Origin of the sequence: Rheinheimera sp. D18 (assembly GCF_004345025.1) — a bacterium.
GTDB lineage: Bacteria > Pseudomonadota > Gammaproteobacteria > Enterobacterales > Alteromonadaceae > Alishewanella > Alishewanella metallidurans.
The window spans coordinates 1,041,793-1,057,166 of record NZ_CP037745.1 but is presented as its reverse complement, the minus strand read 5'-3'; the positions used below and the strand labels follow the sequence as shown (position 1 = coordinate 1,057,166).

At 42.4% G+C, this 15,374-nt stretch carries 15 protein-coding genes; 6 read left to right on the top strand and 9 right to left on the bottom strand.

The features are described from left to right. Positions 1–13 precede the first annotated feature (13 nt). The gene (cysS, locus tag E0Z06_RS05040) at positions 14–1,393 is read right to left on the bottom strand and encodes a cysteine--tRNA ligase (protein ID WP_132582485.1); all 1,380 of its coding nucleotides are present in this window, start codon (positions 1,391–1,393) and stop codon (positions 14–16) included. Positions 1,394–1,559: 166 nt separating this feature from the next. Between cysS and E0Z06_RS05035 the strand changes: the two genes are divergently transcribed. Further along, entirely contained in the window at positions 1,560–2,054 is a 495-nt protein-coding gene (locus E0Z06_RS05035) for a peptidylprolyl isomerase (RefSeq protein WP_132582483.1), read from the top strand. Between the two features lie 5 nt (positions 2,055–2,059). Continuing rightward, on the top strand, positions 2,060–2,815 hold the full coding sequence (locus E0Z06_RS05030; protein WP_132582481.1) for a UDP-2,3-diacylglucosamine diphosphatase: 756 nt from the start codon (positions 2,060–2,062) through the stop codon (positions 2,813–2,815). A 13-nt stretch (positions 2,816–2,828) separates the two neighbouring features. Here E0Z06_RS05030 and miaE read toward each other — a convergent pair whose 3' ends face one another. Continuing rightward, positions 2,829–3,584 carry a tRNA isopentenyl-2-thiomethyl-A-37 hydroxylase MiaE gene (gene miaE, locus E0Z06_RS05025; RefSeq protein WP_207903144.1) on the bottom strand — a complete coding sequence of 252 codons (756 nt, stop codon included), beginning with the start codon at positions 3,582–3,584 and terminating at the stop codon, positions 2,829–2,831. Positions 3,585–3,888: 304 nt separating this feature from the next. Between miaE and E0Z06_RS05020 the strand changes: the two genes are divergently transcribed. From E0Z06_RS05020 to E0Z06_RS05005, 4 genes are all read left to right on the top strand, one after another. After that, entirely contained in the window at positions 3,889–4,800 is a 912-nt protein-coding gene (locus E0Z06_RS05020; protein ID WP_132582479.1) for a hypothetical protein, read from the top strand. Between the two features lie 123 nt (positions 4,801–4,923). Then, entirely contained in the window at positions 4,924–5,301 is a 378-nt protein-coding gene (locus E0Z06_RS05015) for a hypothetical protein (RefSeq protein WP_132582477.1), read from the top strand. A 273-nt stretch (positions 5,302–5,574) separates the two neighbouring features. After that, on the top strand, positions 5,575–6,174 hold the full coding sequence (locus E0Z06_RS05010; RefSeq protein WP_132582475.1) for a Yip1 family protein: 600 nt from the start codon (positions 5,575–5,577) through the stop codon (positions 6,172–6,174). A gap of 177 nt (positions 6,175–6,351) precedes the next feature. Then, a complete protein-coding gene (locus E0Z06_RS05005) occupies positions 6,352–6,951 on the top strand; it encodes a Yip1 family protein (protein ID WP_132582473.1) in 600 nt (199 codons plus the stop codon). A 58-nt stretch (positions 6,952–7,009) separates the two neighbouring features. Here E0Z06_RS05005 and purF read toward each other — a convergent pair whose 3' ends face one another. From purF to E0Z06_RS04970, 7 genes are all read right to left on the bottom strand, one after another. Further along, positions 7,010–8,521: an amidophosphoribosyltransferase gene (gene purF / locus E0Z06_RS05000; RefSeq protein ID WP_132582471.1), complete on the bottom strand. Its 1,512-nt coding sequence runs from the start codon at positions 8,519–8,521 to the stop codon at positions 7,010–7,012. Between the two features lie 19 nt (positions 8,522–8,540). Further along, positions 8,541–9,029, bottom strand: a complete 489-nt coding sequence (locus E0Z06_RS04995) for a CvpA family protein (protein ID WP_132582469.1) — start codon at positions 9,027–9,029, stop codon at positions 8,541–8,543. A 59-nt stretch (positions 9,030–9,088) separates the two neighbouring features. Further along, a complete protein-coding gene (locus tag E0Z06_RS04990) occupies positions 9,089–9,700 on the bottom strand; it encodes an SPOR domain-containing protein (RefSeq protein WP_132582467.1) in 612 nt (203 codons plus the stop codon). Next, positions 9,697–10,974: a bifunctional tetrahydrofolate synthase/dihydrofolate synthase gene (folC, locus tag E0Z06_RS04985; protein ID WP_132582465.1), complete on the bottom strand. Its 1,278-nt coding sequence runs from the start codon at positions 10,972–10,974 to the stop codon at positions 9,697–9,699. Before folC ends, E0Z06_RS04990 begins: the two co-directional genes overlap by 4 nt. 7 nt (positions 10,975–10,981) lie before the next feature. Beyond that, a complete protein-coding gene (accD, locus tag E0Z06_RS04980) occupies positions 10,982–11,857 on the bottom strand; it encodes an acetyl-CoA carboxylase, carboxyltransferase subunit beta (protein ID WP_132582463.1) in 876 nt (291 codons plus the stop codon). Positions 11,858–11,997: 140 nt separating this feature from the next. After that, positions 11,998–12,783 (bottom strand): tRNA pseudouridine(38-40) synthase TruA, encoded by a 786-nt coding sequence (gene truA / locus E0Z06_RS04975; protein WP_132582461.1) that lies wholly within the window; start codon positions 12,781–12,783, stop codon positions 11,998–12,000. Between the two features lie 61 nt (positions 12,784–12,844). Continuing rightward, positions 12,845–15,373, bottom strand: a complete 2,529-nt coding sequence (locus E0Z06_RS04970) for a FimV/HubP family polar landmark protein (RefSeq protein WP_132582459.1) — start codon at positions 15,371–15,373, stop codon at positions 12,845–12,847. Position 15,374 lies beyond the last annotated feature (1 nt).

Here is a 15,374-nt window from a genome sequence, read left to right as displayed (position 1 = left end):
TGTTGTGCCCAACTTAAGCTCTGCGCCAGCTAGTTACACCATTTTTGTCTTCAACAATAATACCTTTCGCCGTTAATGAGTCTCGGGCTGCGTCAGCTGCCGCCCAGTCTTTAGCGGCGCGTGCTTCGTTACGCTTTACAATAAGTGCGTCAATTTCAGCAACATCATCATCAGAGGTACCGGATTGCAAAAACTGTTCGGCATCACCTTGCAATAAGCCAAGTATGCCAGCTAACAGCTTTAATTCTGCCGCTAACTCGGCTGCTTTGGCCGGTTCGATTTCTTTAAAGCGGTTAACTTCTCGTGATAACTCAAACAGCACAGGTAAAGCTTCTGGTGTATTAAAATCATCATCCATTGCCGCTTTAAACCGCGTAACGTAGTCGCTATGCATATCTACGTTTTCGGTTGGCACCACATTACGCAGTGCAGTATATAGCCGACCTAATGCGGCGTGAGATTGCTCAAGGTTTTCCGTAGAATAATTTAACTGGCTACGGTAATGGCTTGATAAGAGAAAATACCGCACGGTTTCAGCATTGTATTGCGCAAGTACATCTTTAACGGTAAAAAAGTTGCCTAAAGATTTCGACATTTTTTCTTTATCAACTTGCACCATACCTGTGTGTACCCAGGTATTAACGTACTTATGACTATGGGCACAGGTTGACTGAGCAATTTCGTTTTCGTGATGCGGGAACTGTAAATCAGAACCACCGCCATGAATATCAAAATGTTGGCCCAAATGTTTAGCGCTCATGGCTGAACATTCGATATGCCAACCTGGGCGACCATTACCCCATGGCGATTGCCAAAACGGCTCGTTCGGCTTCGCGGTTTTCCACAATACGAAATCAAGCGGGTCGTCTTTATTGTCAGCCACTTCAACCCGAGCACCGGATTTAAGCATATCTAAATTTTGCTGACTTAACTCACCATAGGCAGCGTATTTACTCACATCAAACAGTACATCACCGTCTTTAGCCACATAAGCAAAGCCTTTTTCTAGCAGCTGCTCAATTAAACTGATGATTTCGGCCATATGTGTAGTGACACGTGGTTCTATATCTGCAGGTAATAAACCCAGCGCGGCAAAGTCAGCATGCATAGCTTGGGTAAAACGTTCAGTTAACGCATCGCAACTTTCGTTATTTTCTGCAGCGCGTTTAATGATTTTGTCATCAACATCAGTAATATTACGCACATAGGTGACATCGTAGCCGCTAAAGCGTAAATAGCGATTTATCACATCAAACGCAACATAGGTACGGCCGTGACCAACATGGCAATAGTCGTAGATTGTAATACCGCAGACATAAAGCCCTACTTTGCCAGGTTCAATCGGCGTGAATTGTTCTTTTTTTCTGCTTAGGGTATTAAAAATTTGTAACATGCCATCCTCGAAACGGGTTAATTAGGGCCTAGAGCGTCAGCCAGCAAAATACTGATGTGTGATCAGCCCGTTAGTGTATCACCAGCGCATTAACGCGGCTATCCTTGCTTTATGATTTGCCTTAGCTGCGGTAGAATAGCGCCACTTTAACTGAGGATCTCGAATTATGATTAGCTTACACACTAACCACGGCATTATTAAACTTAACTTATTTGCTGATAAAGCACCGGTAACAGTAGAAAATTTTATTAGTTACGTAAAAGATGGTTTTTTTGACAATACTATTTTTCACCGTGTAATTAACGGCTTTATGATCCAAGGCGGTGGTTTTACTGCTGATATGGAACAGAAGGAAACTAAAGCTACTATAAAAAACGAAGCTAACAATAAAGTACCTAACACTAAAGGTACTATAGCTATGGCACGCACTAACGATCCACATTCAGCAACTTGTCAGTTCTTTATTAACATTGCCGATAACGACTTTTTGAATTTCAGTTCAGAAACAAGCTCTGGCTGGGGTTACTGTGTATTTGGTGAAGTGGTTGAAGGCATGGATGTTATCGACAGCATCAAAAAAGTAGCAACAGGCCGCACTAATGGCCATAGCGATGTGCCGGTAACACCGGTTATTATCGAAAAAGCTGAATTACACGCTTAATTAATATGCTAACGCCTGAAGCGCATACGCTCTTTATAGCCGATCTGCACCTTGCTGCAGACCGGCCTGATATTACTGCAGCATTTATGCGCTTCTTGCAGCAGCAAGCAATACATGCTGATGCTTTATATATTTTGGGCGATTTATTTGAAGTCTGGATTGGCGATGACAACCCCGAACCCTTAGTGGCTGAAGTTGCCGCAGCACTACATGAATTATCAAATAGCGGTGTTCCGGTTTATTTTATTCATGGTAATCGCGATTTTGTGCTGCGCGACGCTTACGCTAAGCGTTGTGGTATGCGGCTGTTGCCGCCGCAACAAGTGATAAATCTATACGGCACACCCACTTTAATCATGCATGGTGACAGCCTATGCACCTTAGATATTGCCTATCAGAAATTTCGTAAATGGTGGAACCAGCCTTGGTGGCAGTGGTTGTTATTACGTACACCATTATCGTATCGCCAGCATTTAGCGCGTAAAGCTAGAGCAAAAAGTGCAAAACATAAACAGCAGTATATAAATCAAACCGCACCGCAAATAATGGATGTTACGCCGGATGAAGTGCCACGAGTTATGGCCAACGCCGGTGTACTAAAGCTAATTCATGGCCATACACATAGGCCTGCCGTTCACCAACTTAAAGTAAACGGCCAGAATGCAGAACGCTATGTATTGGGCGATTGGTATACGCAAAGTAGCTATTTAACCGTAACGAAAAACCAGTGGCAGTTACATTTTACTAGCCTAACGAATTAACAGCGCTAGGCATTTATACCGGCGTACCACTGTGAAATTTAAAGTCAGTATCAGGTTCGCTAATAAGCAAAGCTTCAACTTTGCCGAAAAAATCTATGCGCTCACTAATATCTTGTTGTGCTATATCATGGGCTAGTGCCAAATAATCTTGATAATGCCGCGCTTCTGAACGTAATAGTGAAATATAAAAATCGGCGATGTTGGTTGGTAATAATGGCGCTAGTTTAGCAAAACGTTCACATGACCGTGCTTCAATATACGCTCCGCATATAAGCTTATCGATCATAGCTGCCGGCTCATAGGTGCGCACATGCTTTAATAAACCTTTGGCGTAGCGGCTGGAGCTAATTTTTTCATAGCTAATGCCCTGCTGCGCCATCACCTCTAACACCTGGTAAAAATGATGCAACTCTTCCTTTATCAGTAATACCATTTTATCAATAATATCTTGTGTATAGGCAGAAGTTGCTTGAGCTATCATCGACTTTTTTAAACTTAAACCAGCAAGTACACGCCAATCACCTTGCTGACGATAGGTAAAATCTTCGTACGGTTTAAGCCACTGCAGCAAAGCCTCACCGCTTTGCTCATCAGCAGCATAACGGCGAATTAAATACATAGCTGATTGTGCCGCCTTTAATTCACAGACAAGATGATCAGTTAATAAGATTGACAGATTTTCAGGCTTTTTAGCCTTATCAAGCCAAGACTGAGGAGTAGAGCATTTTAAAAACTGGTTGACAGGCTGAAGTAGAATATCAAACATCATATCTATAAAACTCGATTTTTGTCGATTTTAGCAGCTTCATATCCGACAGAAAAGTGGTTACAGAAAACAGAATAGTAGCAGCAATGAGAAGCTCTCTCGGTAATATAAATGTGTTTGGCAATTTCACTTCTAAATAATACCTGATTAAGTTACAAGTGAAATTAAAAATAGCAACATAAAAGCAAAGTGAGGCGAAAAAATAAACATAAAAATACATTCAAACCATATTAGGTTACATTAAAAAGGCGGCATGATATATATTGGGAACAAACAATAAGAAGAATATTTAATGCACTTTATAAGTATGAAATTAAAAAAAATAGCAGTAATTGTGTTGGCAATATTATGTTTGATCACACATGCTAATGCTTCACTTCCTACAGAAGTTGTTATTTGTAACATTTGTATAGCACCTTCTGTATATGCTAATGCTGCGAAAGAAGCTGGCATTGGAAATGTAATCGTTATTAATATTGATAGACGCGAAGCAAAAGCATTTGAAATTGTACTGGATCCGGACTATTACAATGAACACGTTGGCATTCCTCTCGAGCCATCGATAAGACATCTAATCGCAATTCCTCAAGCACTGCCAGCAGATGTAGCACCAGCTATAAACGGTTACCATGAGTTAAAGGCGGCATTTGAAGAATATCGTAGCACCAACGCTATAAGCACTTACTCCCAAGGTTCAGAAATATTACAATTAAACAATTCTATTGCAAACGGTTGTGGCACTCCAAACTCGCCATGGACTTATGCACTTATTCCAAATTTCCCATTTGAAGCTGCTTGTAACGCCCATGATATCTGTTATAGCAGCACGCGCAGTAAAGGCAGCTGTGATGACGCATTCAAATTTAATATGAGAAATACAGTACTGCAGAACGTCATTGGAAACTGGTGGTCAAGTAATACCGGAAAAGTATTGTTAGGTTTAATTCTTTCATCACAGGCTGAAATATATTACCAATTTGTAAAAAACCACCCTATTGCTATAACGGCATATTGCGATGCAACTCAAAATACTAATGCCGCCGAGTGCGCGCCTAATGCACCATTACAAGGCGGAAGTGGAGGCGGTTATATTACCGATAACTATCCTCATACCAATGGAGGCAGTATTTTCCAGAGCTGTGAGTTATGGCGTTTTCCTGACGGCCTCGGCGGTTATTACGTTCTTGAAAAGAACTGTAGCTTTCATTACATTCCATAATTTGGCAAAGCGGAAACTGTCATATAATCGATCACTAAAATGCACCTAAACTGATCGAATAGAGACTATAAAATTTTAAAACTCAATAAGCTAAAATACAGAAAATTGTAAGAGGTATGCCACATGCAACTGACAGATAAAACTAAGTATGGCCCTGCTTTATTAATGATCGTATCGTTAATAATCGTTATATGTATAACAGGGCATACCACTTGGTTTATATGGTATTGGATAACTGTTCCCATTATTATGCCGCTGTGTATTGCTGTTATCCAACTTACTGGGAAGCTTAAAAGCCAAGTTATTCCTGTATCTGGTGCTATAACCAGTGTAGTGCCTATTCCCCTCTATTTAGAATCACTCAGGCCTATGTCAGGTACAGATGGTCAGGCAGCACTCATTTTTGCAGTAATACCTATTTATCAGTTATTAGGGTTAGTGATCCTCTCAGTTATTGGTTACAGTATATTAGCATGGAGGAAGAAACACGGTCACCTCTAAGGATTGCTAATCATGGATGCTATAGAAGCACAATTGCTGTATTGGTATTATAAGTTGTTGAATTTCAGTACTATGCATTATTAACGTTCAGCTTTTAAACAGGGCTAGCAGTATAACGGATCTACTAATTGGTACCAAGTTATCGTAGTAACCGTAATACCTTGCCTTAGTTTTGCTAAACATACGTGACAAAATAAAACATTTTAGTCATAACTGATCTAAAGTTATCTTACGATAACAGCGATGTCACACCTAGTGACAAGGATCATAATTATGATATTAAACCACTTATGGGGATTATATGCTCATCCTAAAGAAGAATGGCATACCATAGATGCGCGACATGAAAGCTTTCGTTACAGCTTAATTCATATTCTTCTTATCGCATTAATACCCTCAGTATGCGCTTACTATTCTGCTGTATACCTAGGCTGGAGCATAGGTACTGGCGAACGCATTATGATTACGGCTAATAGTGCAATATTGCTATCAGTAGCTATGTATGCCGCTTTAGTTGTCGGCGTATTTGCTTTAGCCGTATTAGCGCACTGGATGGCTCGAACCTTTGGCGCAACACCTAACTATACGCAAGCGCTTGAACTCTCGGCTTATACCTCAACACCTCTATTTATGGTTGGTTTTGCGGCTCTTTATCCTGAACTTTGGGTAGTAATGGTTGTAGGTCTGCTGGGCTTAATTTATTCCGTTTACCTGTTATACGTTGGTACACCAATACTAATTCATATTCCAGAAGAGCGTGGTTTTATCTATGTCACTTCTGTTGTCACTAGCGGCGTAGTGCTGTTGGTCTGTGTATTAACGGCAACAGCGATGTTATGGAGCTCCGGCTTTGGCCCGATATTTACTAATTAACTGAGCGCTAAAAACAAAAAAGGAGCCAAGGCTCCTTTTTTTATTGATACTTAAACTAAAAAGTTGATTATGAAAGCTATCAAGCTACTTGACGAAGTAGAATATTTTAGTCATAACTGATGCTGAAGTTATCTTAAGATAACCCCGATGTTACACCTAGTGACAAGGATAATAATTATGATATTGAATCACTTATGGGGACTGTATGCTCATCCAAAAGAGGAATGGCATACGATAGATGCAAGACATGAAAGTTTTCGTTATAGCTTAATCCACATTCTACTAATAGCATTAATACCCTCAGTTTGCGCTTACTATTCCGCGGTACATTTAGGTTGGAGCATCGGCGTTGGTAATCGCATTATGCTTACTCCCGACAGTGCTTTACTATTATCAATCGCAATGTATGTTGCGTTGGTTGCTGGGGTATTTGCCTTAGCCGTACTTGCCCACTGGATGGCTCACACTTTTGGTTCCGCGCCTTCCTATACGCAAACTCTTGAACTTGCCGCTTACACCGCAACGCCGTTATTTATGGTTGGCTTTGCCGGTTTGTATCCTGAGCTATGGGTAGTAATGGTTGTTGGCCTTATTGGCTTGGCGTATTCAATTTATTTATTGTACGTTGGCGTACCAATAATGATGCATATTCCAGAGGAGCGTGGTTTTATTTATGCCAGCTCAGTGGTGACCAGCGGTTTAATATTGCTGGTGTGCGTTTTAACCTCTACCGCCATGCTATGGAGTTCAGGTTTCGGCCCTACCTTCACCCATTAGCTAATAATATGACAATAAAAAAGGAGCTAAATGCTCCTTTTTTATTAACGTGCGTAGTTTAACCTTCGTTGTAGGTTTCTAAATTAGTAGCCATCGCCTCATTTAACCTGGCTTTGGCATCATCACTGCGCATTTGATCTAGTCGATTTAAATAATCCTGATCAATATCATTGGTAACATAATGACCATCAAATACTGAGGTTTCAAAGCGTTTAATTTCTGGGTTACCCTGGCGTACGGCTTCAATTAAATCAGGTAACGATTGAAAAATTAAACCATCAGCGCCGATAATTTTACAAATACTGTCGACGTCATGACCATGAGCAATTAAATCATTTGCCGATGGCATGTCGATACCATAAACGTTCGGAAAACGCACCTCTGGTGCTGCAGAGGCAAAATACACTTTCTTTGCTCCCGCTTCACGTGCCATATCTATAATTTGTTGCGAGGTAGTACCTCGAACAATAGAATCATCGACTAACAACACGTTTTTGCCTTTAAACTCCTGCTTAATCGCGTTAAGTTTACGTTTAACCGATTTCTTACGCGCCTCTTGCCCTGGCATAATAAAAGTACGACCAATATAGCGATTTTTTACATACCCCTGGCGATAAGGTAAACCAAGTTCAGTGGCAATTTGCAGCGCGGCATCATTACTTGTTTCAGGAATAGGTATTACTACATCAATGTCTAAATGTGCCCATTCACGCTTTATTTTATGGCCCAACATGGTGCCCATAGCAACACGAGATGCATATACCGAAATGTTATCAATAGTAGAGTCCGGTCGGGCAAAATACACATATTCAAAAATACAGGGGGTATAACTTGGATTTTCGGCACATTGAAAACTATGTAGCTCACCCTGTTCCGTAATGTAGACGGCTTCGCCTGGTGATATATCACGCAATACTGTAAAGCCGTCAGCGTCTAAGGCCACGCTTTCAGACGCTACCATATATTCAGTACCAAGCTCAGTTTCGCGCTTACCCATTACCAATGGTCGAATACCATTTGGGTCACGAAATGCTAATAAACCGTGGCCAATTATTAACGCTACTACCGCATATGCGCCTTTAACTTTACGATGCACATTAGCAACGGCCCGGAAAATATGCTCTGGTTGTAACGCCATTACGCCACTGTTGTGCAACTCATGTGCGAGTACGTTTAATAACACTTCAGAATCAGACGTAGTATTAACGTGGCGACGAGCTACTGAAAAAATGTCTTCTTTGAGTAAATGTGAATTGGTTAAGTTACCGTTATGTGCCAGCGCAATACCAAACGGGCTATTAACATAAAATGGTTGAGCCTCGGCGGTACTTGCCGAGCCTGCGGTAGGATAACGCACATGGCCAATACCAATATTACCAGCTAAACGCTGCATGTGGCGCGGTTCAAACACGTCTTTTACTAAGCCATTTGCTTTACGTAAGCGCAGCGTGTTGTTGTCTAAGGTAACAATACCAGCAGCATCCTGACCACGGTGCTGCAGCACGATCAAACCATCATAAAGTGCTTGATTAACAGGAACTTTTCCAACAATACCAACAATACCACACATGGGTTTTTCCTCGCCAGCGTTAAGGCTTTTGCATAAAACTAGAGTGGCTCTTCAAATAATCGAAGAACCATTCAATAATAAAACCAAATTCAGGGATTAATACTGAGCTTTGCCACCAATCAGCGCCAGCTGCTGGGGTAAAGGCATCCATAAAAAATAGGATAGCGCTAACAACCAAAACGCCGCGTAACGCGCCAAACACCAAACCAAGCAGTCGGTCGGTGCCAGACAAACCGGTAGATTGCACTAGTTTGCCGATAATATAATTAATAAGTGCGCCAAGAATTAGGCTACAAACGAACAGAATTGCTATTGCACACGCGTTACGTAGTGTTTCGTCCTGAATAGAACTAAACATACCAGCTAGATGCGAATAGTACTGACTGGCGATAAAAAATGCCAGAATCCAAACTGCTAGTGATATGGCTTCTTTAACAAAACCACGCACCAAACTAATAACGGATGATAACGCTATGATTGCCAAAATGGCATAATCAACCCAGACCATTTGCTTCCAAAGGTTGCTTGAGGACGGCGCGTATTCTAACAAATTACGCGCCTGCTTGGCTAATTATTTTCGGTGGGCTGATAGTTCATTACTGATAACTTTTCAATACCAGTAAGCTGTTGTAACTTAGTTAACTGCTGCTCTAACTTGTCTTTTCGCAGCTCTGGGCCAACTAGTACGCTGGTTAACTTAACGCCATCAGCATTGGAAATATTACGCGTGAAGGTAACAAAGCCAGCTTGGCGCAACTTTAGTACTAATGCATTGGCATTTTGCTCTTTACTAAAAGAGCCTACACGCACTACCCAGCCGCTTTGCGCTAACGCAGCGTTACTCGCCCGAGTGATGGGCTGGTTTACCACGGGAGCGGTTACCTGAGCATATTGCTGGGTTGAAAGCGTCGGCTCTGTTGCTGTGTTAGCAACATCGTCATTATCTAAGGCCTGTTCATTGATAGATTGCTGCTCAATTTCAGTTTCAGCCTGGGTAAACGGCTGTTGCTGCAATACTTGTTGCTGTTGCACACCTTTAAATTCCGGACGATTAGGAATAACTTTAAAATCGTCTTTTACGATTTGTTTTTCGCCATCCAATAAATCGGGCAAAAAAATAACACCTGCCATAACCAGTATCGCAGTGCCCAATAAACGATGTTTAAATGCAGGTGTCACTTTGCCTCCTGCTGACCGGCTAATACGGCGGATACAGTGAAAAAAGAACCAAACACAACCAATAACTCATCAGGCTGTAATTTAAGGCTAATTTGCTTAAATGCTTGTAATACATCGTCGTGTAACTGCAAGGTACCGGTATGATTAGTTAACTTATCAGCCAATTGCTGCGCTGATGCGCCCCTTGCACCACCTAGCGTTACAAGATGCCATTGATCAAACAATGGCGTCAAGGGTAACAGAGTTTGCTGAATATCCTTATCTTTTAACATACCTACTAGCGCAGATACCCGACTAAATTTAGGTTTCAATTTAACCAGCTGCGTTGCTAAATAAGCTGCCGATTGCGGATTATGCGCAACATCTAAAACAATCGCTGGCTGTTGCTGCAACCACTGCATGCGCCCTGGTAGGCTTAACCCAGATAACACCGCACTTAACTGCGCAGAATCAGGTAATAGGTTTAACTGTTCAAGCACCGCTAATGCCGATGCCACATTTTGTACTGGCATGGCCGGTAGCGGTAACTCGGAAAACTGATGATACTTAGACTGCCATTGCCACTGTGCAGCTTGCTCGATGTAGCTGTAATCGTGCTGGGCTAACATCAGCTGACAATTTAATTTTTTAGCGTGTTGCAATAAAGATAGCGGTGGTTGTAACTCACCAATTACTGCAGGTTTACCTGCCCGGAAAATACCCGCCTTTTCTGTAGCAATACTTTCTCTGTCATTGCCTAGCCAATCTTGGTGGTCTAAACCAATGGTTGTAATAACGCTAACGTCAGGGGCAACAATGTTTGTCGCATCTAACCTACCGCCCAAGCCGACCTCAATTAAACAAAAATCAGGTTGCTGTTGCTGTAAAATACGAAAGGCAACTAGTGTCGTAAACTCAAAATAAGTTAGCGCAATGTCGCCACGTAATTGTTCAATAAAAGCGAACGCATCTAACCAATCAGTATCAGGTAAGTCGGCACCATTAATACGCAAACGTTCATTAAACTTAAGCAAATGTGGTGAGCTATATACGCCGACACTAAAACCTTGCGCCGCTAATAGTTGTTCTAATACTCGAGCAGTGGTGCCCTTACCATTAGTGCCACCAATAAGAATAACCTTACCGGGTAACTGCTGTAAGTTAGCACGCTGCGCAACATCAAGTACTCGTGTTAAACCGAGTTCAATTTGATGAATGGGATGGCTTTGTTCGATATAACAAAGCCAATCGGCCAGACTTTGGCATGATTGGCTTTGCGAAATAACTTTAGACATTAACACCTTAAGCGGCGTCGTGCTCTGATACCGGAGCAGGCAGCTGCATAAACTTAGCGACTAGTCGTGCAATTGTATCGCGCATTTTACGGCGGTCAACAATCATATCAATAGCACCATGTTCTAATAAAAATTCACTGCGCTGGAAGCCTTCAGGTAATTTTTCACGCACCGTTTGTTCGATAACCCGCGGGCCAGCAAAACCAATTAACGCTTTAGGCTCACCGATATTTACATCACCTAGCATCGCTAAACTTGCTGATACGCCACCCATTGTCGGGTCGGTTAACACAGAAATATAAGGTAGCCCTTGCTCACTCATTTTTGCTAACGCCGCACTGGTTTTGGCCATCTGCATTAACGAAAACAGAGCTTCTTGCATACGCGCACCGCCACTGGCAGAGAAGCAAACAAAGGGCACTTTATGTTTCATTGCATATTCAACACCTGCAACGAATTTAGCCCCCACCACTGAGGCCATCGAACCGCCCATAAACTCAAACTCAAACGCGGCGGCAACAATAGGCATACCTTTTAGCGTGCCATGCATAACCACCATAGCATCTTTCTCATTGGTATCTTTTTGTGCAGCACTAAGCCGGTCTTTATAGCGTTTGCTGTCTTTAAATTTAAGTAAATCTTGTGGCTCTAAATCTGCAGCTAACTCTTTTACGGTGTTGCTATCTAGAAAGCCGGTTAAACGCGCACGCGCAGTTACGCGCATATGGTGATCACATTTAGGACAAACGCCCAAATTACGATCTAAATCTGCCTTGTATAATACGGCATCACAGGAAGCACATTTTGTCCAAACACCTTCAGGTATATCTCGACGTGAAGAAGAAGAGGATGTTCTGGGCAGGATTTTTTCTAACCAACTCATAAAATATGTCCTATTGACTGCGGCACCGCACTTGACCATGCCGAAATAACGTTAAAAAACGCCAAAATTCATTAATTCGGCGCTATTAAAGCACAAAACCTATGACATCGAATACAGAAAACTGGTCTTAGTAGTCGTTGTTAGTCTGGCAGAAACAACGGGCCTAATATCGTCTTGGGTATTTCGAAGTGTGCAGGGTAATCTACATCGACTAAGTATAGGCCACCTGGCTTAGCCGTAGCGGCCGCTAAACTACGGTTTTTTGCCGCGAGCAACTCAGCGATCCACTGCGGAGGCCGGTTTTGCATACCAACTTCCAATAAGCTACCGGTAATGTTGCGTACCATATGGTGTAAAAATGCATTTGCTTTAATATCAATCACCACAAAATCGTCACTACGGCTAATTTTCACATGATGCACATTACGAAACGGACTGTGTGACTGACATTGCATAGCGCGAAACGAGGTAAAATCGTGTTCACCTAATAATGATAACGCGGCTTGCTGCATTAATTCAACATTCAGCGCTTGATGATAATGGCTAAGCCCTGAACGCAAAATAGCGGGCCGGTATTTATGGTTATAAATAATGTAACGATAACGTCGTGCGGTTGCGCTAAAGCGCGCGTGAAAATCATCTGCAACCACTGTTGCCCAGCGCACCGCTATAGCATCCGGTAACTGTGCGTTAGTGCCCATTACCCAGGCTTTATTATCACGCATTACATTAGTATCAAAATGCACTACCTGACTTGTCGCATGCACACCCGCGTCGGTGCGGCCGGCACAAAACAACTCAATCGGTTGATTAGCTACTTTTGCTAACGCCGTTTCAAGTTCTTGCTGTACGCTATTTACTTCACGCTGACGTTGCCAACCATAAAATGCAGAACCGTCATATTCGATACCCAACGCAATGCGCATGCCGCCCCCTATTAATAAACGGTAGCGATTATAACGTATGCTACCGCTTAGCGCAGCTGACTTATTGCTTTAGGCTTTGTGCTTCAGATTTAACATGTTCTGGCGCATCTGAGGCCAGTATGTCATCTAATAATAAATCGGCATTTTCGCTGTCATCCATTTCAATATAAGCGCGCACTAAATCAAGCTTAGCCGAATAACCATTATCTTCTCGGTCTACGTCTCTACGCTCATGCTCACCAATAATGTCAGCATAATCATCTAAGCCAACATCAACATTTAGCTGATTAAAGCGATCTACATCGTGCTCTTGCAGCTCAGCATTGGCTAGTAAACTGTCTATTTCCACAAAATCGTCATCGTTAAAATCAAATCCGCCGTCGTCTGATGCACTAGGCGGCGCTATAACCTGTGGTTCAATCGACGAGTCTTGCTCCGCACTCATAGCTTCAAGGTTATCAGCCATGGCTTCTAATTCAGACATTAGCGAGTCAAATTGGGCATCAGGAATGGGGTCAAGCTCTAGCTCTTCGCCATTCTCAGATAGAATATTTTGGTCTGCGTCTAACTCATCTAACTCATCTAACTCATCTAACTCATCTAACTCTGTTAGATCATCATCAGCGGGTAGCTCGTCATCCAACAATAATTCGGCAAACTCATCAGCATTAGTTAACTCATCCGTAAGTTCTAGTTCAGGATACTGCGCCAATATTTTACTTGGGTTCTCTACCGACAGTGCGGCTTCTGTTGGTTTCACCACAGACGCATCATCAGCTTTTGTCAAATCTAAAGATGCTAACAATGCGTCTTCTGGCTCATCATTCGCTATGCTGTTGTCGTTATCAGCAACAAACTGTTCGCTCTTTATATCAGCAGCATTGTTGTCAACCTGATCCAGCAACTCGGCCAATTCAGCGTTAAGCATTGCCTCATCACTATCAGTAAGTTCGTTAGCTGTGTGCTCTTGTAGTGATTCAGCTAAACTTAACGCATCACTCTCAGCCGCAAGGCTTTCGGCAAACTCATCTAATTCTGAGCTATCAAAACGGTCTAATTGCACGCTATTATCAACCATGTCGCTAACATCGATATCTAAAATATCATCAATGCTATCAACATCTTGCTCTGCAACGGGCGTTGTGTCGGTGAGTGCTTGCTTTAATTGCAGCTCTTGCAACGCAGGTTCAGCTAGCTCAGGATAAGTTTGCTCATCTTCTTGTTGCTCAAAGTTAATGTCATCAATCAGATCATCAATATCAAACTCTTCACTATCTTCTAGCTCAATTTCATTTACTGGCGTATCAATAACGTCAATGTTTTCGATATCAGCCTGTGGTGCCGAAGTTTGCTTCTGAGTAGCGTCAAGTACATCGTCAATATCAAAATGTTCGTCTGCCAGTTCAATAATGTCATCGTCATCATCGTCTGCCGCTAACAGCGCCGATAAATCGGTGTCAGACAAGATATTGTCTGGATCAAAATCGGGCACAGCATTTTGCTCTGCAGTATTGATGTCTGCTGGCAATAAGCTGTCATCTTCAAAAGACAGCGCATCATCAAAAGTGAGCATATCATCAGGTAACTGGTCGCTAGGTAAATCTGCTACGTCATTAAAGGCGTCCTCTAATAAGGCATCATCTATTTCAAATAAGCTTTCGTCTAAATCGCTACTCTCGTCCAGTGGCGGTAAAGGTGAATGATATGAAGGGTCAATTACGGGTTCAGTTGCGGCCGCACTTAATACTTTTTCTGTGCGTTGGCCGCGTTTTTTAACCCAAAGCAAAATACCAAATAAGATAAGTAGGGCTGGCGCGCATGCGGCTAAAATCCAGACTATTGGGTTTTTAAACCATTGCTGCCAATCATTTTGCTCAGCAGCGCTATCTTGCTCAACTTTTGCTTGCAGTAGCTCGGCTTGTTGCGCTAACAGTTGTTTAATTTGCAGCTGTAACTCGCTGTCTTCGCCTAACTGGGCTTTAATCAGAGCAAGTTCTTGCTCTACGCTTATTAAGCTGTTTTTTAACTGCTGATTTTCTTCTACTATCGCCGTAACTTGCTGCATTGAGTCAGCAAACTGCCCACGCAAGCTATCTAAATCTTGACGCCGCTGCTGCCCTATTCGCTCAAGCTCGGCTTGCCATTTAGGTTCAACTGTCTCTATAGGTTCTGGTTTTTTCGGCGTTACACTTTTTACTACGGCCGCTTTTTGCCGTTTTGCCCAGTCTTTGTCGTCCTGCTCAGATTTCTGTCGCGCAACATTTATGTCAATTTGCTGTATATCTTGCAAACTTGGCAAAACAAGCACAACTCCAGGGCGTAAATGGTTTAAGTTATTATCTAAAAAGGCATCTGGGTTTTTCAAATACAGCGCATACATAACCTGATACAGGCTAATATTTCCTTCAGGTTTAATACGCTCAGCAACGCGCCATAAGGTGTCAGATGGGCTTAGCGGGCCAATAGTTAAAGGCGCTGGCGCAGCATCGGTACTACGAGGGCCGCGAATTTGTACTGTACTTTCCTGAGCCTGGACGAATGACAGAAAATTGACAGACACGGCAATTACGAACAAAAATAACAAAGGCATT

What these genes read in the sequence shown, in the direction of transcription:
- cysS (WP_132582485.1), bottom strand. Translation starts at nt 1,393, where the DNA reads ATGTTACAAATTTTTAATACCCTAAGCAGAAAAAAAGAACAATTCACG.
- E0Z06_RS05035 (WP_132582483.1), top strand. Translation starts at nt 1,560, where the DNA reads ATGATTAGCTTACACACTAACCACGGCATTATTAAACTTAACTTATTT.
- E0Z06_RS05030 (WP_132582481.1), top strand. Translation starts at nt 2,060, where the DNA reads ATGCTAACGCCTGAAGCGCATACGCTCTTTATAGCCGATCTGCACCTT.
- miaE (WP_207903144.1), bottom strand. Translation starts at nt 3,584, where the DNA reads ATGATGTTTGATATTCTACTTCAGCCTGTCAACCAGTTTTTAAAATGC.
- E0Z06_RS05020 (WP_132582479.1), top strand. Translation starts at nt 3,889, where the DNA reads ATGAAATTAAAAAAAATAGCAGTAATTGTGTTGGCAATATTATGTTTG.
- E0Z06_RS05015 (WP_132582477.1), top strand. Translation starts at nt 4,924, where the DNA reads ATGCAACTGACAGATAAAACTAAGTATGGCCCTGCTTTATTAATGATC.
- E0Z06_RS05010 (WP_132582475.1), top strand. Translation starts at nt 5,575, where the DNA reads ATGATATTAAACCACTTATGGGGATTATATGCTCATCCTAAAGAAGAA.
- E0Z06_RS05005 (WP_132582473.1), top strand. Translation starts at nt 6,352, where the DNA reads ATGATATTGAATCACTTATGGGGACTGTATGCTCATCCAAAAGAGGAA.
- purF (WP_132582471.1), bottom strand. Translation starts at nt 8,521, where the DNA reads ATGTGTGGTATTGTTGGTATTGTTGGAAAAGTTCCTGTTAATCAAGCA.
- E0Z06_RS04995 (WP_132582469.1), bottom strand. Translation starts at nt 9,029, where the DNA reads ATGGTCTGGGTTGATTATGCCATTTTGGCAATCATAGCGTTATCATCC.
- folC (WP_132582465.1), bottom strand. Translation starts at nt 10,974, where the DNA reads ATGTCTAAAGTTATTTCGCAAAGCCAATCATGCCAAAGTCTGGCCGAT.
- accD (WP_132582463.1), bottom strand. Translation starts at nt 11,857, where the DNA reads ATGAGTTGGTTAGAAAAAATCCTGCCCAGAACATCCTCTTCTTCTTCA.
- truA (WP_132582461.1), bottom strand. Translation starts at nt 12,783, where the DNA reads ATGCGCATTGCGTTGGGTATCGAATATGACGGTTCTGCATTTTATGGT.
- E0Z06_RS04970 (WP_132582459.1), bottom strand. Translation starts at nt 15,373, where the DNA reads ATGCCTTTGTTATTTTTGTTCGTAATTGCCGTGTCTGTCAATTTTCTG.